General features: G+C 62.9%; 25 protein-coding genes and 1 tRNA gene. 11 read left to right on the forward strand and 15 right to left on the reverse strand.

The genetic code is table 11. The features are described 5' to 3' along the window. The 6 genes from KU884_RS08815 to KU884_RS08840 form a co-directional block, all read right to left on the reverse strand. Positions 1 to 726 carry an alanyl-tRNA editing protein gene (locus KU884_RS08815; RefSeq protein ID WP_167782294.1) on the reverse strand — a complete coding sequence of 242 codons (726 nt, stop codon included), beginning with the start codon at positions 724 to 726 and terminating at the stop codon, positions 1 to 3. Positions 727 to 845: 119 nt separating this feature from the next. Further along, positions 846 to 1,679 (reverse strand): aldo/keto reductase, encoded by an 834-nt coding sequence (locus KU884_RS08820; protein ID WP_167782295.1) that lies wholly within the window; start codon positions 1,677 to 1,679, stop codon positions 846 to 848. Positions 1,680 to 1,787: 108 nt separating this feature from the next. Then, on the reverse strand, positions 1,788 to 2,315 hold the full coding sequence (locus tag KU884_RS08825; RefSeq protein WP_167782296.1) for a DUF4113 domain-containing protein: 528 nt from the start codon (positions 2,313 to 2,315) through the stop codon (positions 1,788 to 1,790). Positions 2,316 to 2,341: 26 nt separating this feature from the next. Then, positions 2,342 to 2,560 carry a S24 family peptidase gene (locus tag KU884_RS08830; RefSeq protein WP_174813725.1) on the reverse strand — a complete coding sequence of 73 codons (219 nt, stop codon included), beginning with the start codon at positions 2,558 to 2,560 and terminating at the stop codon, positions 2,342 to 2,344. A gap of 124 nt (positions 2,561 to 2,684) precedes the next feature. Next, positions 2,685 to 3,860, reverse strand: a complete 1,176-nt coding sequence (locus KU884_RS08835; protein WP_254432222.1) for an MFS transporter — start codon at positions 3,858 to 3,860, stop codon at positions 2,685 to 2,687. Positions 3,861 to 4,415: 555 nt separating this feature from the next. Further along, on the reverse strand, positions 4,416 to 5,108 hold the full coding sequence (locus KU884_RS08840; RefSeq protein ID WP_167782298.1) for a hypothetical protein: 693 nt from the start codon (positions 5,106 to 5,108) through the stop codon (positions 4,416 to 4,418). Positions 5,109 to 5,653: 545 nt separating this feature from the next. Here KU884_RS08840 and KU884_RS08845 point away from each other — a divergent pair. From KU884_RS08845 to KU884_RS08860, 4 genes are all read left to right on the forward strand, one after another. Beyond that, positions 5,654 to 6,739, forward strand: coding sequence for a fatty acid desaturase (locus tag KU884_RS08845; protein WP_167782299.1), 1,086 nt, complete (start codon positions 5,654 to 5,656; stop codon positions 6,737 to 6,739). 396 nt (positions 6,740 to 7,135) lie between these two features. After that, positions 7,136 to 7,342, forward strand: coding sequence for a hypothetical protein (locus KU884_RS08850; protein WP_167782300.1), 207 nt, complete (start codon positions 7,136 to 7,138; stop codon positions 7,340 to 7,342). 50 nt (positions 7,343 to 7,392) lie between these two features. Beyond that, the gene (locus KU884_RS08855) at positions 7,393 to 8,694 is read left to right on the forward strand and encodes a cyclopropane-fatty-acyl-phospholipid synthase family protein (protein ID WP_167782301.1); all 1,302 of its coding nucleotides are present in this window, start codon (positions 7,393 to 7,395) and stop codon (positions 8,692 to 8,694) included. Next, complete coding sequence (locus KU884_RS08860) at positions 8,687 to 9,811, forward strand: NAD(P)/FAD-dependent oxidoreductase (RefSeq protein ID WP_167782302.1); 1,125 nt, start codon at positions 8,687 to 8,689, stop codon at positions 9,809 to 9,811. Before KU884_RS08855 ends, KU884_RS08860 begins: the two co-directional genes overlap by 8 nt. Before the next feature lie 93 nt (positions 9,812 to 9,904). On the opposite strand, the gene KU884_RS08865 is transcribed toward KU884_RS08860, so the two are convergent. The 4 genes from KU884_RS08865 to KU884_RS08880 form a co-directional block, all read right to left on the reverse strand. Further along, complete coding sequence (locus KU884_RS08865; protein ID WP_174813726.1) at positions 9,905 to 10,363, reverse strand: general glycosylation pathway protein; 459 nt, start codon at positions 10,361 to 10,363, stop codon at positions 9,905 to 9,907. Positions 10,364 to 10,822: 459 nt separating this feature from the next. Then, positions 10,823 to 11,011 carry a hypothetical protein gene (locus tag KU884_RS08870; protein ID WP_167782303.1) on the reverse strand — a complete coding sequence of 63 codons (189 nt, stop codon included), beginning with the start codon at positions 11,009 to 11,011 and terminating at the stop codon, positions 10,823 to 10,825. 145 nt (positions 11,012 to 11,156) lie between these two features. Next, positions 11,157 to 12,707 (reverse strand): class I adenylate-forming enzyme family protein, encoded by a 1,551-nt coding sequence (locus KU884_RS08875; RefSeq protein ID WP_167782304.1) that lies wholly within the window; start codon positions 12,705 to 12,707, stop codon positions 11,157 to 11,159. Between the two features lie 120 nt (positions 12,708 to 12,827). Continuing rightward, entirely contained in the window at positions 12,828 to 14,108 is a 1,281-nt protein-coding gene (locus KU884_RS08880; RefSeq protein ID WP_167782305.1) for a GGDEF domain-containing protein, read from the reverse strand. 139 nt (positions 14,109 to 14,247) lie between these two features. Between KU884_RS08880 and KU884_RS08885 the strand changes: the two genes are divergently transcribed. After that, the gene (locus KU884_RS08885) at positions 14,248 to 14,802 is read left to right on the forward strand and encodes a histidine phosphatase family protein (protein WP_167782306.1); all 555 of its coding nucleotides are present in this window, start codon (positions 14,248 to 14,250) and stop codon (positions 14,800 to 14,802) included. A 45-nt stretch (positions 14,803 to 14,847) separates the two neighbouring features. On the opposite strand, the gene KU884_RS08890 is transcribed toward KU884_RS08885, so the two are convergent. After that, entirely contained in the window at positions 14,848 to 16,050 is a 1,203-nt protein-coding gene (locus KU884_RS08890) for an ABC transporter substrate-binding protein (protein WP_167782307.1), read from the reverse strand. 182 nt (positions 16,051 to 16,232) lie between these two features. Continuing rightward, the gene (locus tag KU884_RS08895) at positions 16,233 to 17,699 is read right to left on the reverse strand and encodes an HDOD domain-containing protein (protein ID WP_167782308.1); all 1,467 of its coding nucleotides are present in this window, start codon (positions 17,697 to 17,699) and stop codon (positions 16,233 to 16,235) included. A gap of 242 nt (positions 17,700 to 17,941) precedes the next feature. Between KU884_RS08895 and motA the strand changes: the two genes are divergently transcribed. The 6 genes from motA (at position 17,942) to rnk (ending at position 22,943) form a co-directional block, all read left to right on the forward strand. After that, on the forward strand, positions 17,942 to 18,793 hold the full coding sequence (gene motA, locus KU884_RS08900) for a flagellar motor stator protein MotA (RefSeq protein ID WP_167782309.1): 852 nt from the start codon (positions 17,942 to 17,944) through the stop codon (positions 18,791 to 18,793). Between the two features lie 16 nt (positions 18,794 to 18,809). Beyond that, positions 18,810 to 19,697: a flagellar motor protein MotB gene (gene motB / locus KU884_RS08905; RefSeq protein ID WP_167782310.1), complete on the forward strand. Its 888-nt coding sequence runs from the start codon at positions 18,810 to 18,812 to the stop codon at positions 19,695 to 19,697. Between the two features lie 76 nt (positions 19,698 to 19,773). Then, complete coding sequence (locus tag KU884_RS08910) at positions 19,774 to 20,616, forward strand: 6-carboxytetrahydropterin synthase (RefSeq protein ID WP_167782311.1); 843 nt, start codon at positions 19,774 to 19,776, stop codon at positions 20,614 to 20,616. A gap of 71 nt (positions 20,617 to 20,687) precedes the next feature. Then, positions 20,688 to 22,076, forward strand: a complete 1,389-nt coding sequence (hemN, locus tag KU884_RS08915) for an oxygen-independent coproporphyrinogen III oxidase (protein WP_167782312.1) — start codon at positions 20,688 to 20,690, stop codon at positions 22,074 to 22,076. 60 nt (positions 22,077 to 22,136) lie between these two features. Next, positions 22,137 to 22,502 (forward strand): YbaN family protein, encoded by a 366-nt coding sequence (locus KU884_RS08920; RefSeq protein WP_254432223.1) that lies wholly within the window; start codon positions 22,137 to 22,139, stop codon positions 22,500 to 22,502. A 27-nt stretch (positions 22,503 to 22,529) separates the two neighbouring features. Then, positions 22,530 to 22,943 (forward strand): nucleoside diphosphate kinase regulator, encoded by a 414-nt coding sequence (rnk, locus tag KU884_RS08925; protein ID WP_167782314.1) that lies wholly within the window; start codon positions 22,530 to 22,532, stop codon positions 22,941 to 22,943. Positions 22,944 to 22,983: 40 nt separating this feature from the next. Here the strand turns inward: rnk and KU884_RS08930 are convergent, their stop codons facing one another. From KU884_RS08930 to KU884_RS08940, 3 genes are all read right to left on the reverse strand, one after another. Continuing rightward, a complete protein-coding gene (locus KU884_RS08930) occupies positions 22,984 to 23,601 on the reverse strand; it encodes a YitT family protein (protein ID WP_167782315.1) in 618 nt (205 codons plus the stop codon). Positions 23,602 to 23,705: 104 nt separating this feature from the next. Continuing rightward, a tRNA-Arg gene (locus tag KU884_RS08935) sits at positions 23,706 to 23,782 on the reverse strand. 79 nt (positions 23,783 to 23,861) lie between these two features. Next, positions 23,862 to 24,923 (reverse strand): diguanylate cyclase, encoded by a 1,062-nt coding sequence (locus tag KU884_RS08940; RefSeq protein WP_167782316.1) that lies wholly within the window; start codon positions 24,921 to 24,923, stop codon positions 23,862 to 23,864. Positions 24,924 to 25,050 lie beyond the last annotated feature (127 nt).

Consider the following 25,050-nt stretch of genomic DNA (forward strand, 5'->3'; position numbering starts at 1 on the left):
TCACTCTTCGAGGATGATGCTAACGCGCCGATTGTGACGGCTTTTCTTTTCGATCTTGCGGACCCGCATGGGCCCAATCTCAGAAGTGGACGCGACGTGGGTTCCACCGCAGGGCTGAAGATCGATATCGCCAATGCGCACGAGGCGCACGGAGCCTCCTGTGCGCGGCGGTTTTACGCTCATGGTCTTGATGAGTTCCGGGCGGGCATCAAGTTCTTCGTCAGTGATCCACTCGGTGGTTACCGGGTAATCGGCGGTGATCAGCTTGTTGAGCTCGTGGGTTACCGATTCCCGGTCAATGGTTGCCTCGGGCAGATCGAAGTCGAGGCGGCCCTGGTTGTCGCCAATGGAGCCACCTGTCACAGGCGCTGGGATCACTACTGATAGCAAATGCAGAGCCGTGTGAACCCGCATTCGCTGGTGTCGCAGCGACCAGTTGATTGTGCCCCGCAGCCGGTCACCAATCTTCGGGAGCGTGACTCCGTCGGCCGCGAGGTGGCGGACGGTGCCAGAGGTATCGCGACGCGTGTCGTGGATAGCCAGATGCGTCCCATCCTCCATGGTCAGGGTGCCGGCGTCACCGGGCTGACCACCGCCCATGGGATAGAAGAGGCTGCGATCGAGCACAATACCGGTCTCGTCGACGGCGAGAACGGTCGCTTCGAAATCCGCTTGGTAGGGCGTCTGACGATAGAGTGGTTCAGTCACGAGGCTTTCGGTCGTCATTGATGGATATCCGGTGCGTTCCGCGCGCCAGGATCTAATGGCCTGATGCTCCTGCGATGCCAGGCAGTTGATCAAAGCGTACTTGATACTGGGTGAAGTGCACATGGTGGAATGGGCGACTAGACGATGGGCAGTGGACTGCGCTCCCTCGGCGCTGGGAACAGGCCGTCTAACTCTGCGAGCTGATTCTGGTCGAGAGTGATCTCCGCCGCAGCGCGGTTCTCGACCTGGCGGTCAGTGTCGCTCGTCTTCGGAATCGCGATAACGTCCTCATGGGACTGCAGCCAGGAGAGTGCGGCCTGCGCCGGGGTCATTCCATTGCGCTCGGCGAAGTCCCGCAGTGCGGGCTCGTTCAGCAGCCGCCCCTGGCCGAGCGGGCAGTAGGCCATCGCCGGGAGTCTGCGGGCCCGCATCCAGGGTAGCGGGTCTTGTTCAATGGTCCGCTGACCCAGGTGGTAGAGGAGCTGGTTGGCGCTGCAGTTCTCACCGCCGGATACTGCCCAGAGGTCGGCTAGGTCGGTTTCGTCGAAGTTACTCACGCCCCAGTAGCGAATCAGCCCTTCGCGTCGCAGATCCTCGAAGCCGGCGACTGCCTCCCCAAGGTTTGCGCCGCCGCGCCAGTGCAGCAGGTAAAGGTCGAGCCGGTCGGTGCCGAGGCGCTCAAGACTGGCCTCGCAGGCGGCGCGGATGCCCGAACGTGATGCGTTGTGCGGGAACACCTTGCTGACGACGAAAAGCTCGCCCCGGCGGTCGCCCATCGCTTTGCCGACGATGCGCTCAGCCCCGCCGTCGGCGTACATCTCCGCAGTGTCGATCAGCGTCAGGCCCGCGTCGATTCCTGCGCGCACGGCTGCGATCTCGCGCTGGCGGTCTTGGACTCGCTCGCCCATATGCCAGGTTCCCTGGCCCAGCGCAGGGACGCGTTCGCCGTCGGGGAGTTCGATGTACTTCATTGGTGGTCCAGATCGGCGCCGTATGAACGGCTGTCGTGTAAGAGTGTAACTGCTCGCGTCGAACCAGGTCGCCGGGCACAGAGCGAACTCCAGGCAGCGGCGTGGCGTCTACGTGGCGCGGGGCAGCTCCGCCCACCGGGTCGTGTAGGCGGGTGACAAGTGGTCCCGGCGTATCCGGAAGTTTGGGTCTTCCCGGCGTTGTGCGGCGAAGAATACCCGGCCATGGGGGCTCGCGTTCATTGCACCCATCGCGGCCATGAGCCGTCCGGAGCGTTCGCGTGCCGCATTGTCCTGGAATAGGTCCCCCTGGCGAGCCGTCTTCGCAGTGAACTCGATCAGCACTACGGCTGCCTTGGAATAACGGAAACCGGGCTGAACCATTCGCTCCACCATTGCGCGCACGGTGCAGAGCAGAACCCGCGTGTCATCGCTGGGCTCCGCTAAGGGGCCAGTGGCCTGTGGTGTGTGCTGTGGCTCATCGGTATTGAAGACGTTGGTGCGCAGAAAAACGTGCACCACACCAGTGAGCTGGCCCTCCCTGCGAAGTTTCTCTGCGGCCTTGGTGGTGAACTGTGCCAGGGCCTCTTGCAGAGCGGCCGCGCCCTCAATGCGCTGACCGAAGGTGCGGCTGACCACGAGCTGTTGCTTGGCGTTGGGTGCATCTACATCCCTGGATGGATGCCCGCGCCGAGCATGGATTCGCCGCTGGCGCGCACAAAGTACGTTGCCGTTGGGTGGTCGATGCACAGGTCGTTCAGATCCCGCGAGCCGTCGACATAATCCTGGACAGGGGAGAGGAAGCTGGCAGCAACCCGCTTGAGGAAAAGGGGGTGCTCGCAAGAGGGTGCATGCGGATCGGGGCAGGCGAACACTGAAGTCATGGCCATTCAGGAAAGGTGAACATATATACAGTTATCGAGTGCACTGATGTGTTTCAACGCTGGATGGTTAAGACATCGTCCCGTAAGCGACAGGGCGACCCCAGCCCGAGTGAGCTTTGCAGCCTTATGAGGAGCCCCCACGCTGTTGCTGGCCGAAGGTCTCCCGGGTGAATGCAAGCAGGACCACGGCTGCTGCTGTCCAGATCAGCATGGCGCTGAAGGCCCACTGGTATGTGGTGAGTGAATAGACGGGCGTGCCGTCGACTCTGGTGCCGTCCCAGGACCTCTCCAGGAGCCAGCCGACAAGCGGCTGCAGGGTCATCGGGCCTACCATGACACCCATGTTGATAAGGCCGGCGCTCGTGCCGGCGAGATGGGGCGGGACCGATTCCTTGCCAAAGGCGAAGGAGACGATCATGGCGCCGGAGGCCAGGCCGATGACGATCAGCAAACCGAGCAACACGACACGCGGGAGCGCCGGGACCTGAATGACCAAGAGCCAGCCCGCGAGCAGGATAATCACCCCCGCCAGGTAGACACTCTTGCGTCTTTGCATGCGATCGGCGAGCGCTCCGAAAGCGGGGCCTCCGGCGGCCCATGCCAGCAGCAGCGCCGAGGTGTAAACGGCTGCTTCGTTGGCGGACATGCCATAGTGCCTGGTTAGGAAAGGAACGCCCCAGAGACCGGCGAAGGTGAGCAAGGGGCCAACTACGCCCCCGGGGATCAACACCAGCAGCCAGGAATTGCGGTAGCGGAAAACGCTCAGAATGCCTTGAAGGATGCCTTCGTTTTCCGGCGGTCGGGCGTCCTTCGGGGCATGGCTTCGATATCCGTACGCACTCGGGTCTTCGCGGACGAACCATGCGATAAGCACGGCGATCATCAGCGTGGCCACACCGATGATCACCATCACTGGCCGCCAGCCGAATGCATCGACCCCCAGGCGCAGAGGCGCGCCGGCGGACACCGCACCAATCATCCCGACACAAAGGGCCATGCCGCTGGCCAGAGCGAAGCGACGCGCATCAAGCCAGTGAGCAGCCAGCTTTAGCATGCAGACGAAGGCCACCGCGACGGAGGCACCAATCAGGGCCCGGCCGGCGGCGGCCACCGCGAAACTGGGAGCGAGGGCGAACATGAGCGCGCCCGCAGAGGCAATCAGCGCGCCCCAGCCCAGCAGCGGTCGAGGTCCCAGGCGGTCCGCGAGAATCCCGGTCGGGACCTGCATTGCGACGTAGGTATAGAAATAGAACGCCGACAGGCTCCCAAGCCCTGCGGCACCCAGGTTGAACTCGCGCATGAGTTCTTCGGTGATGACCCCGGGAGCCACGCGGTGGAAAAACCCCGCGAAGTACAGGGCTGCCCCGAGTCCCCAGATGGACCAGGCGAGTCGTAGGGGAGGTGGATGCCAAATGGCGTTCTGGGTCATAGGTCAGCGACTGTCCGAGGGATGTGTCAAGAGCCCGGCAAAGCTGGAAAGGATACAGGCATTGCGCGGTTGATCGCAGCTTGTGGGGCAGAGTGCAGGGCAAGAGAACGCCCGATCGGCGGCAAGCCGAAGTGGACTAGAGGGGGAGAGAACCCACGTCTGTGAGGGCGAGAGCGACCCGTTGCCGACCTTCGATCAACGGTTGGGAACGTCTGCTTGCGTCGTTAATAAACCTCGGGTTTGTGTGCCGATTCCGCACCCGGTGGACGTGAACGTCCACCCGATTCCCAAGCTTTTCTAGAAGTCACCGAGGCGTTGTTCCCGCCATTCGTCATCGTTGTACGGACGATACGAAGCGACCAGGCTCCCCCCTGCAGCCGGTCGTCAAGGGCTGGTCATCCCCGTCTGATCTGCCAAAGCTTGGCCCTAACGGACAAGCTCTGCGGTGCGCCGTGTGGTCGAGCCGAACCACATGGGTTTGTCGACGACGAACTTCATCGAACGTTTCACCAGACCTTTGCCGGGGAAGAAACCAAGATCGAGCCACAGCCGGATCACAGCCGGCGCCTCAAGATCGATGGTCTGCTCGATTGGCACCAGGAAGCCTTCGTAATCACCCGCCGGGGTCGCGTACCGCTCTCGAGTGATGGGCATGACTCGGTGCTGGTACTGACCCTTGTGTACAGCTTCTTGCGTCTCTCTGTTAACGACCGTAGCCCTGCCGGAGGCACTCCATGTCTGGTCGGGCACGATCCTGTTGGGTAGCAGCAGTACGGGCGGCTCGTACAGCACGGTCTGGCCTTGCGTCAGCACGTCCAGACCGGTGAGCAGCAGGCTGCCATCCCGAAGCTCTTGAAGATGGAGGATGTTGTAGTCGCCGAATCGAACCTCCCAGCGGCCTTCACCTTCAGCGGAACTCAGTTCCAGCACGACCTGCCGTCCCTCTCCGTCTCCGTCCACCACCTCAAACGTGCTTTCACCTGGGACCAGAGGGAAAAGCTCCCCAGCCTCAACCTCTTGAACCGTCGATGCCGGCGGCGCCGACGTCTCCGCGAGGGTGGCCCCGGCGGTGCAGAGACCGACGCCGATCAGTATCGCTCGTGCGCAAGACAGGTACATTGCATCTCTCCTGTACATTGCATCTCTCCTGGAGCCCGTGGGCGAGGTGCGGCGCAGCACTCGTAGCAGTGAAGCGACGTCAACGCGAGAGACGGCGGCACTGGCCGAGGTTTGTCGAGGCCTTCCCCTGAAGCGCTTCCCGACCAGAATTCGCGACACCCAACCTTCTCCGCTGGAGTTTAGACAACACCCGGCCAGCCGCCACCGCAGCCGCGACGTAGACGTTGCACCGCCGGAGGGGAGTCGTAGGATTATCCCGGTCAATCAAACAGTCCGCGACTGCGACCGGCAACACCGCTGTCCGTGGACACACGAACGCGATTTCACACCGAGGGTCAGAACGCTTCTGATCGCCGATAGGTCGAGCCGACATCACTTTTCCGGCCCTTTTCCGAAGCCCTGCACGGTGCGTTCTGTAGCGCACAGACAACATCCATTGACGGAATTAATCTAACGCCTAAGCAGGTTGCCGCCGGATCCCGTCGGTAAGACCGGAATCGCACTGCGACTTGCATGGTCCGTATTAGTAATTAGAGAGTCGCTGGATGAGTGTACAAGCGTCGAATATCGACACCACGGACGACCCCCGGGCGTGGCGCCGCCTGCTGAGTGGCTATCGTGAACCCCGCATCGTGCGAAGCGTTGTGGAAATCCTCATTACGGCAATCCCGTTCGCGCTCCTGTGGGGGCTGACATGGCTTGCCGTGAGCGCAGGCCACTGGGTTGGGTTGGTGCTTGCCTTGCCGGCGGCAGGCTTCCTCGTGCGTTTGTTCATGATCCAGCATGATTGCGGCCACGGGTCGTTTTTCCGTTCTCGACGTGCCAACGACTGGGTTGGCCGGGTCATCGGGGTGTTTACGCTTACGCCGTATGATTTCTGGCGCCATAGCCATGCGATCCACCACGCTAGTTCCGGCAACCTGGACCGACCCAATGTCGGCGGTATCGATACGTTGACCGTGCGGGAGTACCAAGCGCTTCCAAGGCGTCAAAAGCTGCGCTATCGCTTGTACCGCCATCCACTGGTCCTGTTCGGGATCGGCCCGGCGTACGTGTTCTTGCTCGATCAGCGGCTACCGGTGGGTTTCATGCGCTCCGGGTGGATGCCGTGGGTGAGCACCATGGGCACGAATGCAGGCATCGTTCTGGTGGCGGCCGGCGTGATCGCGCTCGTTGGTGTCGGGGATTTTCTGCTCGTGCAGCTTCCCATTACGCTGCTTGCCTCGGCAATGGGGGTCTGGCTGTTCTATGTCCAGCACCAATTCGAAGATACCTACTGGGAGCGCCAGGACGAGTGGGAATTCCATGAGGCGGCCTTTCATGGGAGTTCGTACTACGCGTTGCCGGGCTTGCTGCGATGGTTCAGCGCCAACATCGGCGTGCACCATGTCCATCACCTGTCCAGTCGCATTCCGTCGTACCGGCTCCGTGAAGTGCTGCAGGACCATCCGGAACTCCGGGACGTGGGGCGCATCACCTTCCGCCAGAGCCTGGCGGGCGTACCGCTTGCCCTCTGGGATGAGGACCAGCGGCGCCTGGTCTCCTTCAAAGAGGCAGAGCGTACCCGCGCCGAGGGCGGACACCCCCTGGGCGGTGCTGAAGATCTCCAGACACCTCGTTCGATGACCTGAAATGCATAAGCACAGACCTATGGCCAAGGTGGACGGTATATACCGACATCAGGACAACGTCATTAACCGGCAGCGTTCCCGACTACTTACCGGCCGCCGCTTTCTCGCCCATCTTCCAGACTTTTGCCGTGCCCAGAGCGACGACGGATATCTAAGGCCGGATGCTGGACGATCCCTGCGATACCAAGCACGTCGCCCTCGGCGTAGAGTCGCAAGACGGATGCGCAGCCATTGCTGTCTATGCTGCAGCGCTTGAAGGCCCTGAAATCACCATGCACGGCCTGGCTGGATACCGATACGCCGGCGCAAGAAAGGTGCTCCCCCTTCGACAGGACGCGGTCGCCACAAGGCGTCTGTTCGTCAGCCGCCTTGTGCCCCGAGAAATGCGGAAACGCAATGGATAGCCCTGGGAATCTAGAGGGCGCGCACTTCGTGTTTTGTTATGTGCAGGGCATGGAATCCTTTATCGAGCTGAGACTGGCGAAGTTCGATCCCGACGTGCAAGGCGAGGACAACCTGCTGGGCATTTCGAGCCGCGCATCACCCGCCCGCTGCGGTGGCTGGCGGACTCCCGCGTTCCGCGTGAGGTTGACACCATTCTGAAACGATCTCGCCGGAGGGGACTACAATGGGCAAGGACGAGGGAAGTAGCCATGCCGCACGATACAGAACACACCTATGTCAACGAGCGTAATCCTCTGGCGGTACCCCACGGCGAGCGCGTTTCCAGCGGGCCCTCGGCTGCACCGGAGCGTTGGCTGACCCGTCGGCTCTACGAGCTGGTGGGCTCACCAGCGTTGGAGGTACGCCTGTGGGACGGTTCGTCCGTTGGATCCGGCGACAGCACTCTGGCGGTCGAGATCATGGATCGCGGCGCCTTGTACGAGCTGCTTCGTAACCCGAACCTGGGCTACGGGGATCTCTACAGCACCGGGCGTATCGAGGTGCATGGCGAGCTCAAGGAAGTAATGAATATCCTGGTAAGAGCCGTGAATGAACGCGAAGGCCGCAAGCCTGCCTGGCTGGAGTGGCTCTGGCGCGATAAGCCGAGCATTGGCGCGGATGTTTCCGGGGCGCGGGGCAATATCCATCACCACTACGATTTGGGCAATGAGTTCTACAGTCTCTGGCTGGACCACGCGGCCATGCAGTATACCTGCGCCTATTTCGAAAGCCCCGACAACACCCTCGAGCAAGCGCAACTGGCCAAGCTGGAACACGTCTGTCGCAAGGTGCGGCTGCAGCCCGGCGAGACGGTCATCGAAGCCGGCTGTGGCTGGGGCGGGCTCGCACGCTACATGGCGAAGCAGTACGGGGCAAAGGTACGCGCATTCAACATATCCCGGGAGCAGATCGAGTATGCCCGCGAGCAGGCCCGTAGGGAGGGCCTGGACCATCTGGTTGAATACGTTGAGGACGACTACCGCAATATTTCCGGCTCCTGCGACCACTTCGTTTCGGTGGGTATGCTCGAGCACGTGGGACCCGCGAACTACGAGGCCTTGGCCAAGGTGGCGCGGCGCTGCCTGCATCCGGAGGGTCTGGGCCTGATCCATACCATCGGGCGTAATCGACCGCGGCCGGTTAACAAGTGGATCGAGCAGCGCATATTCCCGGGCGCCTATGTACCCAGCGCGGCGGAGCTTATGACGCTGTTCGAGTATGATGATCTTTCCGTGCTGGACGTGGAGAACCTACGGCTGCATTACGCGCAGACCCTGGATAACTGGCTGGAGCGTTTCCGGGTCCATCGGGACTGGGTGGCGCAACAGTACGACGAGCGCTTTGCTCGTGCCTGGGAGCTGTATCTGGCCACCTCCAGTGCCACCTTCACGCAGGGAGGGATGCAACTCTTCCAGGTTGTGTTCGCGCCGGCCCGGTCCAACAACGTACCCCGCAATCGCGCGCATCTATACGAAACCACGGCGGCGCCTCGGGAGTGGGCCGATGGATGAATACGACCTGATCGTTGTCGGAGGCGGACCCGCCGGCTCCAGTCTCGCCCACGCCCTCACCCACCGGGGCTGGCGGGTGCTGGTCATGGACAAGGCCCGGTTTCCCAGGGACAAGACGTGCGCGGGCTGGGTGACCCCGGCGGTGCTGGAGTCCCTCGACGTTAACCCTGAGACCTATGGCCGCGATCATGTGCTCCAGCCCATTCGTTCGTTTCGGGTGGGGTTGATGGGTCAGGAGCCCGTGGAGACTGATCACGGCGAGGAGCCGGTGAGCTACGGCATTCGTCGGTGTGAGTTCGACAATTATCTGCTAGAGCGCTCGGGAGCCGACATGGCGCTGGGCGAGAAGCTCCACGACCTGCGCCGCACGGAGGGGGCCTGGGTACTTAATAAACGTTTCCGGGCCGCCTGGCTAGTGGGCGCGGGGGGTCACTTCTGTCCCGTTGCCGCCCGTCTCGGAGACGGCCCGGGTGGGTACGAGCAGCCTGTGACCGCCAAGGAAGTGGAATTCGAAATGACGCCGGAGCAGCAGCAGCGCTGCCGGGCCCGAGGCGATACGCCGGAGCTGTGGTTCTGCCGGGACCTGAAGGGCTATGGCTGGGTGTTTCGCAAGGAGGAGTACCTTAATATCGGACTGGGCCGTCAGGAGAACCACCAGCTTTCGGTACACTTGGCAGAGTTCGTCCGGTTCATGCAGGACGCCGGGCGTATCCCGGAGGATCTGCCCAGGCGATACAAGGGGCACGCCTACCTGCTGCACGGCCACGCCCGTCGTCCACTGACCGACGACCATTGTCTGTTGGTCGGTGATGCCGCTGGCCTGGCCTATGACCAGAGCGGCGAGGGGATTCGCCCGGCGGTGGAATCCTCCTTGCTGGCGGCGGATCTGCTCGCACGCCTGGGAGATCGGCCGGAGACGGTGGTCGCGGAATACGATCGGGCCATTCGCGCTCGTTTCGGCCGGCGTGGCGACGAATCCGGTGGTGTGCGCTTGCCCGAATGGCTGAAAGCCACGGTGGCCCCCCCGTTGATGCGCACGGATTGGTTTACCCGGAAGGTGGTCACGGAGAAGTGGTTCCTCCACACCGACGTGCCGCTACTGCATCTCAGCGCCTAATAGACAAGAGTGGAAAGTGAAAGCTGCCAGGCGGCGAGCAACTCACGGCACTTCAATATTCGAGTAGCAATCGTAATGATTTTTTTATCGCGGCTACTTGTCATCATCCCGAGTCAACTTCTGATAGACGCCCAGACCTACCACCACAAAAATAGCTGCAATTAATAGAAAAGTTGGATAGATCAACGTGGTAATATCTTTTGTCCCGGCGTCAAAGACGAACACGAGGGCTTCCAAGTTTACGGCAATAGCAATTATGACGAGAAACTTTAATAAAGTCGCTCTCTGTTTTGCGGGCGATTTCGTGGCACTGCTGCTAAAAACTTCTTCCTCCAACAAGAACTTGGAAACATCAAATACAGCCATTCCAATCACGATCAAGCCGATGGCATTAAGAAGGGCTGTAACGAGCAAGGTGTCTCCGTGTATCGAGAGCCATATATCCCACAAGGCGACACCCATCATTGTGAGACTGATAATACCCAAGCTTAAACTGATGAGTCCATAAACAGCACGCCCTATCCAATCAGAAATACCTTGCGTTTTATTCATCTTTGCTCCGATTCGCCAATTTATTTGTCCGCATAGAAGCCGTCGCTGGAGTCGACAGGCTTTATGCAGCATATACAGGAGCGTAGCGCGAATTGGCCATAGGACACCAACCAAAACTTTGACGGCGTGTTTTCCCGCCGTCACCTACGAAGCGGACACTGATCAATGGTGGGGCAAGGTCCGCTACGGGTCGGAGGACAGCGCCCTTCTATGGACGCGGCCCGGGAAGAAGCCCCGTCTAGACGTCGGTTTGTTCCGACACCTCGAGAGCGTGGTCAACCTCGAACTCAAGCGCTTCGACGAGGTGATCACGATTGGCTTCGCCTTTCAGGCGCTCTAGCAGCTTCCCAGAATAAATCCGCCCGGCCATCTGCTTCCTCAGAAGGTGTCTAAAACTTCCCCAGTGCTGGATCGGCAATCAAAGGCTTATAAGCTAGTAGCTTAGATACCGATTAGACGTTACAAAGTGTTGAATGCTGTGTAAGCGCCTGAATAGGAGGGGGTTTGATAGGATTCGAGCGCATACTGCCCCATGACGGCGGCGCTGGTCAGAATGAGGAACAGGCATGCCTGGGCGGCGAAACCCCAGCCCAGGCGCTGCTTCCGCAGCGCCTGGGCCTTGTTGGATTCGTCTCGTAATGTATTCATACGCGGTCTGTCGCGGTTGCGCCCGCCGGGGCGGGATCGCCCGCTCTCGTTGTTCTCGTTGCCGCGGCCAGAATGGGTGCGAAGACCGGGATGACACTGTTACAGCGAATCTACACCGCATTTCTGCACAAAAAAAAGGCCCGGTTCACATTTCGTACGTCTCGCGCAGCTCCCGCTTGAGGACCTTGCCGATGGCCGAGTGGGGCAGGGCGTCGCGCAACACCACGTCCGCCAGGCGCTGGGTTTTACCCAGGCGGTTGTTGGCCCATTCACGCACGGCCACGGGGTCCGGCTGGCGGCCCGCCGCGGGCACCACGAATGCCACCGGGGTCTCGCCCCAGCGCTGCGAGCTCACCCCCACCACCGAGCACTCGCCGACGTCCTCGTGCTGGCGCACCACGGCCTCGATGTCGGCGGGATAGATGTTGAAGCCGCCGGAGATGATCATGTCCTTCTTGCGGTCGATGATCATCAGGAAGCCGTCCTCGTCGAAGCGGCCGATATCCCCCGTGCGGATGAAACGCCGGCCATCCGGTGCGAACCACTCTGCCTCGGCGGTTTTCTGCGGCTGGTTGTGATAGCCGAGCATCAATCCGGGCGAGTGGCCGACCACTTCCCCGGGTTCACCCGGTGCCACCTCGTTGCCGGCATCATCGATCAGGCGGATGTCGTGGCCTTCCACGGGCTGGCCGACGGTGTGCAGCTTGTCCGGGTGCCGGTGGGCGAGCAGGCTGCAGACGCCGCCGCCCTCAGTCATGCCGTAGTTGTCGATGAGCCGCCCGGGCCAGCGGCGCAGCACATCCGCCTTGAGATCGGCGCGGAACGGCGCGCTGGTGCAGAGCTTGCACTCGAAGGCGGAGAGGTCGTAGTCGTCGAACGTGGGCACGTCCATGAGCCGCTGGTACTGCACCGGCACCAGAATGGTATGGGTGACCCGGTGGCGCTCCGCCAGTTGCAGGTAGCGTTCCGCGTCGAACTTGGCCATGAGCACCAGGGCGCCGCCCAGAGCGATGGTCTGGAAGAAAGGCACCAGTGTGGTGTTGGAGTACAACGGCGTGGAAAGCAGGGTGACGCTCTCGGGGCCGATGCCGTACTCCGGCGACAGACCCCGGCGGATGTGTCCCCAGCGCAGGCGATGGGGCTGGACGATCCCCTTCGGGCTGCCGGTGGTGCCGGAGGAGTAGATGATGTTGAACGGCCAGTCAGGCTCGATGGTAACGGGTCCGGGCTCTGCCCCTTCCGGTGCCAGCCATTCCCGGAACGGCGTCCCGTGGTCGGAGTCGTCCAGGGTGATCCACCGTGACTGGATGCGGTCGGCCACCGGCGCCAGGGCCCGGGCGTTGTCGGCGTCCAGGAACAGGTGGCGTGTCCCGGCGTCGGCGATCATGTCAGCAATGCTCTCAGGGGTTGCCGATGGCGCCAGCGGCGCTGCCACCACGCCTGCCCGCAGGGCTCCGAGAAATACCACGGCATAGTTGATGGAATTGGCCGCGCAGATACTGACGATGTCGCCGGGTGCGAGACCGTCGCGCTGCAGGGCGGCAGCCACCTGGTCAACGATGGTGTCCAGTTCGCCGTAGTCGACGACCTGGCCATCCTGGATGAACGCCGTTGAGCGGGGGCTCCGGGAAGCGTGCATGCGGATGAGTTCCGGCACGCTCATGAAGGGTTGCTGGGCAAGGGTGGCCGCATCCATGAATCGAATCCTGGTTTTTGAACGGATAGCGCGTGTCTGGATTCCGGGCGTCTCAGGGTTCTGGCGCCCTGATCCTTTGCGCTGCGAGCGTCGAAGGTAGAGTATCGGCGCGGGCGCTGTCTACTCGGGATCACTGCTGGCCGGTGCCGGGAATGTGGCCGCGGTCTCTCCGGGCGGGGTCGTTCCAGGTTCGCCGGCTCGCAGGATGACCACTTGGTTCCTGCCCTGATCCTTACCGCGGTAGAGCGCCTCGTCGGCTCGGGCGATCATGTCCTGGAAGCTGTCATCGGCGGCACCCAGGTCGGTGACACCGATGGTCACCGTCACCGCAACCGTGGCAACGCCCAGTTCCCGGGGAACGCTCTCGGTGTGACGGCGCAGGCGTTCCATGACCTCCGCCGCCTCCGGGGCGGCGGTGTCCGGCATGAGCACCACGAATTCTTCGCCTCCCAGGCGACCCAGGATGTCCGGCCCGCGCAGGCGCTGCGACCATTCCCGGGCGAGGCTCTTGAGAACCTGGTCACCGGCGCCGTGGCCATAGGTGTCGTTGAGGTTCTTGAAGCGGTCCAGATCCAGGATGGCGACGCTGAGAGGGGCGTTGAGGCGCTGCGCGCGCTTGAGCTCCTGCTCGAAGAGCAGTTCGTAGCCCCGGCGGTTGTGCAACCCGGTGAGCGGGTCGGTGGCGGCCTGCTGTTCCAGTTCCTGCTCGAGGGCTTTACGGCGCTCCACCTCGCGTTCGAGCTCCTGGTTGCGCTGCTCTGCCTCCAGCAGCAGGGCGAACTGACCGCGCCGCAACAACTGCAGCCGGTGGGCAATAAAGAAGCCGGTCAGTGCTGGCAGCAGGTAAATGACGAACAGCGACGCGAGGCCAGCAGCGCTGGTGCCGTGCGTCAGCCAGACGCTCAGCAACGAGGTTGCGATAATGTAGCTGATCACCAGCGTGTTCCAGGAGAGCAGGTTGGGGATCAGCAGGTAAGCGCCCACGATCATGACCATGGTCACGCCAATCACGAATCCGACCACGTCCGGCCGCAGGAAGTAGATCAGCACGAAGCCGGTCATGGCGACGATCACGATCAGGCTTATGGCCGGAAAATTGTGAGCCAGATTGCGCCAGCGCAGGCACGCCAACGCATAGCCCAGAATCATCACGGCACTGGCAGCACGCATTGCGAACATTGCCGCGAACTCGGGCCCGGCTCCAAGGTCCGCGTAGTCGGGGACTGCGAAAACGAGGATCAGTGCGGCCCAGACCAGAAATGCGATCACCAGGTGGCGGCGGGTTTCCCCGGCAACGTGATCCAGGAACTCGCGCTCGGTGGCCGGATCGGTGAACCGCGCGAACACCGGATGGATCAGCTTGTAGACCGAGTGCAAGGGGCGGGTGGTGGGTGTCGTCATCGCGTTGTCAGGCTCGGGGCCGGCGTGAGTATCGGAATTCGTTATTATTTCATTGGAAAGTAACATTGTTGTCGTCCCGCTGCCCCAATCGGGTGCACGAAGTGTGAACGCGTTAACGCCTTTTCCCGGAAGGAGTCCCATGCCAACAGTCTTTCTGATACGCCACGGACAGGCGACTGCCGCCTGGAACGAGGACCGCGACCCGGGGTTGGATGCCACTGGGCAGGCCCAGGCCGAGCAGCTTGCGGCGTCGCTGCACGCTCAGCTTCCTGCGGCGGTGCAACTAGTCACCAGCCCACTGCGGCGGGCACAGGAGACCATGGCGCCGCTGGCACGGCAACTGGGCGGGGAGCCAATGGTGGAGTCCGCCGTGGCCGAGGTGCCTTCCCCGGGGTTGAGCCTGGAACAGCGTGGTCCGTGGCTGCAGCGGTTACTGCGGTCGCGGTGGGTGGAGGTGGACGGGGTGGTCCGCCAGTGGCAGGCACAGGCCGTGGAAACCGTCGCCGCTTACCAGGGGAACGTGGTGGTGGTGACCCACGCGGTCCTCATTAACGCCGTGGTGGCGGCATGCACCGGAGAGGAAGATGTGCTGGTGTTCAGGCCGGATTACTGTTCCGTGACGGTGCTGGAAGCGAGCGAGAGCGGAATGAAGGTGCACAGCATGGGGAGTGATGCACGCACGCGCATTCTGTGAGGTCGATGTGCTGCCGGCCGCCCGGTGGGCGGCCGGCAGCACCTGTCAGTCGAGGAACGGGCAGTCACTTTCCTCGAGGGGCACGAATGCATCCTCCGGCGCGATGCTGCCCTGGATTTCGTAGTAGTCCCCGGGGGCGGTGGAGTCAGCCGGACTCTTCACGCGAGCCAGGTACATGTCGATCATCAGGCGGCCGTCCTCGCGGAGCCGGGCTCCCCGGCCGTAGACGTCGTCCACGGGCATGGCGCGCATCTGTTCCATCACTGCTCCGGCGTCATCGGTGCCTGCCGCTTCGACAGCCCGGAGATAGTGCTTTACAGCGGAGTACTGCCCGGCACTGAACTGACTGCCGAACAGGCCCGAGCGGGTCCCGAAACGCTCGGCCCATTCGCGGGTTTCGTCGTCCAGATTCCAGTACCAGCCAGTGGTCAGGCGCAGGCCCTGGGAGACGTAGAGCCCGAGTTCCTGGGGCAGATCCTCGGTGGTCATGAGGGCGGCGATGACCTGGTCCTCTTCAGGGATGCCCATTTCGTAGGCGGTGCGCACGGCACGCCCGGTGTCGTCCCCGGCACTGGCCAGCGCGATGACATCGGCCCCCGAGGCCGCCACTTCCAGGATTTCGCCGACAAGGTCGTCCGTCTGGAACGGGTGCATGACGGAGCCCGTAACAGTGCCGCCGTGTTGTTCGATCACCGCGCGGGAGTCGGCCTCGAGACTGTGACCCATGGAGTAATCGGCGGTGAGGAACTGCCAGCTTTCATGGCCGTCTTCCAGGAGTGCGGAGGTGATGCCGGCGGCCAGGCCCCGGGTATCGAACATCCAGTGGGCGCCGTAAGGGCTGCAATGCTCTCCCGTGAGGCTGGATGCCACCGAACTCGTATGCAGGGTCACGATTTCGTTTTCGCGGGCGTAGTGCTGGAGCGGAATTGCGACGTGCGAGCCCACCATGTCCAGGAACATGTCCACGTTGTGCTCTTCGTGGAGTTCGCGGGCATGTTCCATGGCGAGATCCGCATCCAGCTGATGGTCACGGATGAACACCCGGATGTCGCGGCCGAGCACTTCACCGCCGAAGTCGCGAATGGCCATATCCACGGCGATTTCCGCGCCTTCGCCCACCGTGCGATAGGACTGGCTCATGTCGGAAATCAGGCCGATGCGCACCTCGTTGTCGGATATGTCCGCCTGGGCGGTGGTGCCTGCCGCCAGCAGACAGACCCCGCATAAACTGATGGCAAAGCGCTTCATGCCGCTCCTCCTGTCCGTGCGTGTTAGTGATGGTCGCGATGCCTGTTGCTGCGCCCTGGCTCCGCACGACGGGCGCAAACAGGTATCCCTGATGATCGGCGATGACGTCCCGGTGGCATGCCGGATCTTCTCGTTATGAGGCGCCGAGTATCGCATGAATCTGTCTTTGTAGGGAGACAGATTCACTGTGTACTCCGCTGGCGGTTCCAGGCGCTCTCCAGTATCTGCGTGATACGCGAGAACCCCTGGCGGGCAGCATCGTTGAGCCGGCACTCCGGCGCGTGGCGGTCGCCGAAGACGAGGGCCAGAGCGGACCCGGGCCCACGGACCAGTCGGATGAGGTATTCCTGGGTGTCGAACAGGTGGCCGCCGGCGGCGCGGAGCTGCTGTCGCAGTTCGGAGGTCTCGCCGGAGCGAAGGCAGCGCGCTCCGCCGCCAGCTGGGAAATGCTGCTCAAGCCAGCCGCCCTCGACGCGAACGGTGGTGGCAAGCAGGGCGGGGTCCGTGTCCGCACCGAGTGCCACGTATGGGGTCATGGCGTCGAGCTCCTGATTCATCAGAAAAATCACGGCCCGGTTCAATCCGAGTCCATGGTGCAGGGCACGCGCCGCCAGTGTGAGCACGGCGGCGTCAGGGTCGGTGCGGTCGTGACGCCGTGCCAGCTCATGCTCGATCCGCTCCAGGCGGCCATCTTCGAGCTCGCCGATCAGCCGCTCCATCAGGTCGCGCTGCGGCATCAGGCATAGACCGCGGGGCGGTGGCTCGTGGGCAGGCGGCGCTTCGTTGTCCGCCAGCGGCAGCCAGCGCGGGTTTTCAATCTTCGGATATTCCTCCAGGACAGCGCGGGCGATGCCTGGAATGGTGTCCGCCGCTTTGTCACGATCCGTTCCCAGGTAGTTGGCCAGGGCGGGCAGCAGGCGCTTCATGCCCGGAGAGAACCAGCCCAGGTGCCCGATGCGACGCAGTTGCATGGCCAGCCGAATGCCCAGGGTGCGGCGCGCATTGATGTTCTCCGGCAGCAGGTACTCCAAGGCCAGGGTGGGCAGGCGCCAGTTCGTGTTCAGCACGGTGGCGAGTTCGTCAACGCCGAAACCCAGCACCACATACTCGGCTTCCGGTGGCTCAATGCTGCAGCGTTCCCGGATTTCATTGATGGCGTCCATGCGATGCCGGCCTTCGGGGTGCGCCTGTAGCGCGAGACTGCCGGAATGTCTGGCCAGGGCAGCGCAGTAGATTTCCGCCGGCAGGACGTCGCTGCGCAGCTCTGCCCAGTACGCGGCCAGCCGGGCGGTGAAGCAGGCATCTGCCATGACTTGCCGGTAGCCTGCGCGGGCATCGTCGGTCATGGATTCGCTGGCACAGGGCCATTGCGCCGCCAGGTCCAGAGTGCGCGCCGTGCCCAGCATCAGCGCTGCCTGGTCGGCGGTGGTGGTCTGGCCGTCCAGGTGCCGGTGGCGGAACGCGTTCGCGGAACGCAGGATGTTCAGGGCGAACGCCGGGTCCCGCACCAGCATCGGATGAAGATCCCGCACACCGAGATCCTCCATGCCGGCGCCTGCCATTTGCTCCAGGGCCACCCTGGTGGACGGACGCACGGGCAGATACGCCTCAGTCAGGCTGTTGAACCAGTCGTCCAGGCGTTGCGCCATGAAAGCTCCCGCGAAGATACCCGTTATTGTTTGCGCCGATTGTGGCGCAGACGCGGCGGCGAGTTTGCGAACCAGTTGGCCGTTATGAAGATCGCGGGTGGTTACGATGTGACTCGAACGGGGATTCAGCGGACTTCAGTTTCCGCGCCGTCGGCCGATTCCCCTGGCTGGAAGCCGGATCATTACGGCCACGTTATCGGGTGGGTGGCGGGCCACTGCGCCAGTAGTTCTGGGAGTAAAGCATGCTGATTGTTCTGGGTGCGCTGATCGTCGTTTTCTCGGTGATCACGGGCTACGTCGCTCATGGCGGCCAGGTGGCCATTCTGTGGCAGCCCTACGAGGTGCTGATCATCGCCGGCGCTGCCTTCGGCGCGTTCATGATCTCGAACCCCGGCAAGGTCATCCGCCAGGTCTTCAAGACGGTGCCGTCCCTTTTCAAAGGCACGGTCTACAGCAAGTCCATCTACATGGACCTGCTCGCCATGCTCTACGAACTCTTCTACAAGGCCCAGCGCGAGGGGTTACTGGCCATCGAGGCGGACGTCGACGACCCGCACAACAGCGAGCTTTTCCAGAAGTATCCGAAGGTCCTGGCGCAGGAAGAAGCCATGACTTTCCTGGTGGATTACCTGCGCCTGATGGTCGGTGGCAGCATGAACCCCCACGAGCTTGAAAACCTCATGGACCTGGAGCTGGAGACCCTCCACCAGGAGGAAGAGATGCCCGCCCATGCGGTGAACAGCGTCGCCGACGCACTGCCGGGCTTCGGTATCATCGCCGCGCTTTTGGGCATCACCATCGCCATGGGGGAGATCGACGGCCCCGTGGATCTCATTGGCGAACTGGTCGCCGCCGCCCTCATCGGTACCTTCCTGGGTATTCTCTCCGGTTACTCCTTCATCGGCCCGCTGGGCAAGGCCATGGAGCACCGGGCGCGGGAGCGGGCGAAGTTTCTCGAGATCATCAAGGTCACCATCATGGCGATTCTCAACGGGTACAAACCGGTGCTGGCGGTGGAGTTCGGTCGCAAGGTGATGTACGAGAATGAACGCCCGAGCTTCCAGGAGCTCGAGGACCACGTGAAGGGCAAGTGACGCCCACCGGAGCGCCATGATGGATGACAAGACGCAGCCCATTGTCATCAAGCGCGTCAAGAAGGTGCAAGGGGGCCACCACGGCGGTTCGTGGAAGGTCGCCTTTGCGGACTTCATGACCGCCATGTTCGCCATGTTCCTGATTCTATGGGTGGTGACCGCCATGGATGAGGAGCAACGGGCGGGCGTGGCCGGCTATTTCCGTGATCCCACCGGCTTCCAGGCCCCGGAGCGGGAGGAGGGCGCGCCTCCCGGGGAGAACCTGATTGACCTTGAAGGGGGCAGCGAAACGCCGCTGGATATGGGCGATTCGCCCCTGGCGCCCCGGGACGAGGATCTGTTTGAAGAGGCGCAGCGACGCCAGCTGGAACGCATGGAATCCTTGCAGCAGGATCTGGAGCACGCCATCGAGCGCAGCCAGGCACTGGAGCCGTTCAAGGACCAGCTGTTACTGGATATCACCCCGGAGGGGCTTCGCATCCAGTTGGTGGACCAGCGCAACCGGCCCATGTTCGATCTGGGCAGCGACGACATGCGCAACTATGCCGAGTCCATCCTCATGGAACTGGCAGACGTCATCAACGAGGTGCCGAACAAGATCAGCGTTACCGGCCACACCGACGCGGTGGCCTTTGCCGACCCCCGGGACTACGACAACTGGGAGCTTTCCGCGGACCGTGCGAACAGTGCACGCCGCGCGTTGTTGCGGGGCGGCATCGAGCCCGGCCGGATCGCCCAGGTCACTGGGCTGGCAGATACCGTCCTGTTCGACAAGGAGGATCCGGAGAATCCGATCAATCGCCGGATCAGCATCGTAGTGCTGAACCCCGACGCCGAGCAGGCCATCTCCGACCGCGCGGATTCAAGGCGATTTACGCCGGACGACGGGCCGGACGGTGGCTGATCGCGGCGCTGAGCCCTGGCCTTACTTGCTGAAAGGTGAGTAGACTGCGCGCTTACACAGTCTGATCGAAACCGCCATGCCTTGCCTTTTCGTGGAACAGCTCACCGTGATCGACTCCTCGCGGCTGGATCCGGTCCAGGGGCTTGTGGGCGAGAGCTGGATCGTCGATGTGGAACTCACCGGCACGCTGGACGACCAGGGGATGGTGTTCGATTTCGGCGACGTCAAGCGTGAGCTCAAGGCTGCCATCGATGACAGCGTCGATCATCGGTTGCTGGTGCCGGAGGCCACAACGCGGCTGAAGCGCGCCGATGGCTACGTCGACGTGGGCTACCGCAGCGAGCTCGGCCCCATAAGCATGAGCGGCCCGGAACACACGGTTGTCGTGGTTCCCGGCAACTCGGTGGACGCCGCCGCCGTGCGCGATTTTCTGCATCGATCCATCCGCCACCTGTTACCCGCCAACGTCACGGAACTGGGCCTGCGACTGCGTGCGGAGCGTATCGACGGCGCGTGGTACGCCTACAGCCACGGGCTGCAGGCCCACGGTGGTGCCTGTCAGCGTATCGCCCACGGGCACCGCTCCCGCATCGAAGTGTACCGCAACGGACACCGCGCAGAGGACTGGGAGACCTACTGGGCCGAGCGCTGGCGCAATGTCTATCTGGGCTCCCGGGAACACCTGGTGGACACCATGGACGTGGAAGGTATCCGCTGCCACCGGTTCGCCTACAGCGCCCGCGAGGGCGAGTTCAGTGTGACCGTCCCCGCTGCGGCCTGCGAAATCCTCGAGACCGAGAGCACCGTCGAGCAGATCGCGGCTCACCTGCATGCAGTCATGCAGCGCCAGGAGCCGGGCAAACGTTTCAGCGTGCGTGCCTTCGAGGGGGTGGGAAAGGGCGCTCGCGCCTCGGATTGACCTGAATCAATGTGACCTGCAGCGGTTCCGCTACCGTAGGCGCATCAGGCAACCCAACAGGGACGGAATCCATGGCGGACCCAGTCTTCGACCGGCCGTTGTACGAGAAATACGATGTGCCCGGCCCCCGATACACGTCCTATCCGACGGCACCGCATTTCCATGAGGAGTTCGATGCCGGGCAGTACATGGCGGTGGCCAGGGCGAGTAACGATGATCCGGTGCCGCGTCCGCTGTCGCTCTATGTGCACATCCCGTTCTGTCACAGCCTCTGCTACTACTGTGCGTGCAACAAGATCATCACGCGCCATCCCGAAAAGGCTGAGGTCTACCTGCACTATCTGGAGCGGGAACTGGCCCTGCAGTCGCACTTGTTCGACCGCGATCGCCCCCTGCGCCAGCTCCACCTCGGCGGCGGCACGCCGACCTTCATGGACGACCGCCAGCTCTGGCGCCTGATGCAGGCCATTGCACGCAACTTCACGCTGCCGCCCCCGGATCAGCGCGAGTATTCCATTGAAATCGATCCCCGCGCCGTGGGCCCCGACACAATATCCCTGCTGGGTGACCTGGGCTTCAACCGCATGAGCCTGGGCGTGCAGGACTTCGATGCGGACGTGCAGAAGGCGGTGAACCGGGTTCAGTCCCGTGAGCAGGTGTATGCCGTCATCGAACAGGGCCGCCGGGCGGGCATGGATTCCCTGAGTCTGGACCTCATCTATGGCCTGCCGTACCAGACCATCGCCAGCTTCGATGCCACGCTGGACGAAGTCCTGGCGATCCGTCCGCAGCGGCTGTCCGTCTACAACTACGCGCACCTGCCGGAGCGGGTGAAGGCGCAGCGCATGATCGACGCCGAAACCCTGCCTTCGCCGGAAGAGAAGCTCGGGATGATCGAGCACACGGTGCGCAAGCTTACCGATGCCGGCTATGTCACAATCGGCCTCGATCACTTCGCCCTCCCGGACAGCGATCTGGCCCGGGCCATGGCCGACAACACGCTGCAGCGGAACTTCCAGGGCTATTCCACCCATTCCGAGTGCGATCTCATTCCCGTGGGCATGACTGCCATCGGCATGATCGGCCACCATTACAGCCAGAACCACAGTGATCTGCGCAGCTACTACGCCGCGCTGGATGCCGGCGAACTGCCCGTGGCACGGGGCTGCAGCCTGGATTTCGACGACCGCCTTCGGCGTACGGTGATCGAGCGGATCATGTGCAGGACCTGGCTGGAGTTCCGGGACATCGAGCGGCTTTTCGGTGTTCGTTTCGACGACTACTTCGAGCCGGAACTCGCCGCCCTGGCACCGCTGGAGGCAGACGGCCTGCTGCGGGTGGAGAATGATGGCATCCGTGTGCAGCCCACCGGCCGGCTGCTGCTACGCAATATCGCCATGGTGTTCGATCGATACCTGCGCGAGCAGCCCGTCCAGGTGCGCTACTCGCGCACCGTCTGACCCCTGGGGGTCAACGCTGCCATGGGGTATCATGGTGGCCGGAAGCAGGGTGAGGCACGCGTGATTAAACGCTGGTTGTGGCGGGCACTCGGGGTCAGCGCCGTGGGCATAGGAGCGGCGGGTACGGTAGTGCCTCTATTGCCCACCACCCCGTTTCTGCTTGTTGCTGCATGGGCCTTTGCCCGGGGTTCCGAACGCTGGCGGCAGTGGCTCGTCAACCACCCCCGGTTCGGCCCGGCCATTCGCTCGTGGCAAACCCAGCGTGCGATTCCGCGGAAGGCCAAGTGGATCGGGGTCGCCTCGGTGGTCGCCAGCCTCGCCATTGCCGTCTGGATGCAACTCCCGCCCCTGGCGCTTACCCTGCAGGTGATCGCGCTGGTGGGGGTTTCGGTTTTCCTGCTGACACGACCGGACAGCCGGTACTGAGTGCGGCGCGATTGCAAGAGGATGCTCATGTCTGAACAGCCGCCCATCATGATTTCGCAAACCGATGTGGATCGCATCGAGCGTCTGCTTGAAACCGCTGCCCAGGAGGGCGCCGCCGGCGTGACTGCGCTGGAGCAGGAGCTGGAGCGCGCCCGAGTGGTGCCCTCCGCCGAGATGCCGCCCAACGTGGTGACCATGAACTCCAGGGTCCGTTTCCGGGAAGTCGCGTCGTCGAAGCCCTTCGAGCTGACGCTGGTGTATCCCCGGGACGTCGACCCCGACGGCACCACCGTCTCCATCCTGGCTCCGGTGGGAAGTGCGTTGCTCGGGCTCTCGGAAGGGGATGAAATCGAGTGGCCGAAGCCGGCCGGCGGAACCCTGCGGGTGCGGATCGAGGAAATTCTCTACCAGCCCGAGCGCGCCGGTGAGCACCATCGCTGAGGCTATGCCGGGGCCTCAATGGGAGTTCGGCCATTGCAGCTCAGGAGACGCCCATATAGCGTCCGGGCTTGTGGTTGAGGGCAATGATCAGGTTCAGCGCCAAGGCCCCGAGCACCGAGAGCCCGACACGGTCGGCGGGCAGCACCAGGAAAGCGACTAGCATGATCAGGCCGTCGATGCCGAGCTGCACATAGCCGGCGCGTAGCCCATAGCGATCCTGGAGGTAGAGGGCGAGGATATTGATGCCGCCCAGGCTGCAGCGGTGGCGGAACAGCACCAGCATGCCGATGCCGATCAGACTGCCGCCCATCAGCGAGGCGTAGAGCGGGTTGAGGCTCTCGATCACGAGCCATTTGCCGGTCAACTCGGAGAACAGGGACACCAAACCTATGGCCACGAAGGTGCGAAGCGTAAAGGACCAGCCCATGCGCTTGATGGCCAGGTAGTAGAAAGGCAGATTGATCAGGAAGAACCACGCGCCGAAACGCCACCCAGTGGCGTACTGCAGCAGGAACGCCATCCCTGCGGTACTGCCGGTCAGCAGTCGCGCCTGGGTGTATAGCGTCACCCCGAGGGCCACGAACAGCGTTCCCACCAGTATGGCCATGACATCTTCATGGGGGCGGTGGGGGTCGGTTGGCAGATCCTGGGGGTCCATGCGGGTCCTTATACCTCGGCACAGCGGCTTCGTGTTGCCGCCGAAGAGTTTGCCTTTTTCTACTATAAAGACAGGATCTTGCGGGAATTTGCTGGAATAGGGAGTGGCGCCCCGGGCAGGATTCGAACCTGCGACCTACCGCTTAGGAGGCGGTTGCTCTATCCGACTGAGCTACCGGGGCCAGGAGGCGGAGTATAGCGAAGGCGCGGGTCTGGCTGAACCCGCGTTGTGTCCTCTGGCCTATAAGCATTGCACGCTGGTCATGTTGTCGCCGCTGTCCGGTTGCGGCCGTCGCGCTTGGCCTGCAGCAGGGCGGTGTCGGCCCGGGAAATGAGCGTGTTAGCGGAATCCCCTGGCTGCAGTGCCGCAACGCCGATGCTCACGGTTAGCTGGTGTCCTGGAGGTGCGCTCCACGATTCGGGCACGCGCGCACGCAACCGCTCGGAGACTTGCCAGGCAGCCTCCTGGTCGTGACCCCGCAGTAGCACCAGGAACTCCTCGCCGCCCCAGCGGGCCACCGCATCCTCATCCCGGGTGCCGGCTTCCAGGACGGCTGCAACGGCCTGGATGACGAGATCGCCGGTGTCATGCCCGAGATCGTCGTTAATGCGCTTGAACCGATCGATATCAACCAGCAGCGCCGCCGCGGGTTGTCGGGCGCGTATCGCTGCCCGCAACTGTTCATCCATGCTGCGACGATTGAGCAGGCCGGTGAGTGGATCCGTGGCTGCCAGGGCCTCCAGCCTGTCATGTGCAGTGCGGGCCAGTTCGTCGGCATTTCGAACGGCGACGGCGTAGAAGAGGATGAAAACGCTCAGGCCGACGCTCACGAGCACTACGTTGGCGGCGCTGAGCCAGGGAGCCACTGCATCCGGCAGTGGCGCCACGGGGGTCGCCGTCGTGTATGGCAGGGCGATCAGGGCGTACGCCACAGTAACTCCGGCAATCGCCAGAAACCGGGCTGTAAGGCTGATGGTTGTAAGAAACGCGATGAGAGGAAGCAGAATCAGCGGGTACAGGTGAAATCCGCTCTCCCAGCCCACGAAGCGCGTTGCCAACCAGGCGTGCAGCAGCACCTCGACGACGGCTACCGTGATGAATACCCGGGAATCCAGTCGCGTAGCGACATTGAGCAGGGTGATATACAGGGCGGTGCTGACAATGTTGAACGCCACCATGGGCATGACGTCCAGCGCCAGGAACAGGAGCAGAAATACGGCATGGGCAACGGCGCCGAAGATCAGGATGGGGCGCAGTACGCGGGAGTACCGCCAGTCATAAGGCGGGGCGGTGAACGTGCCTGGGAGTTGTGCGTCAGCCATTGAGCGATCGGCAAGGCAAATCAGAAGAGTCCATAGTGGCGGTCATCGTCGCATGTTGCCCGGAACCGTATCACAGAGCCGGGTTGCCAATTGTGCGATCACGACATGTTGCGCTGCAGCATGTCGT

It is taken from the genome of Aquisalimonas sp. 2447, from assembly GCF_012044895.1.
GTDB lineage: Bacteria > Pseudomonadota > Gammaproteobacteria > Nitrococcales > Aquisalimonadaceae > Aquisalimonas.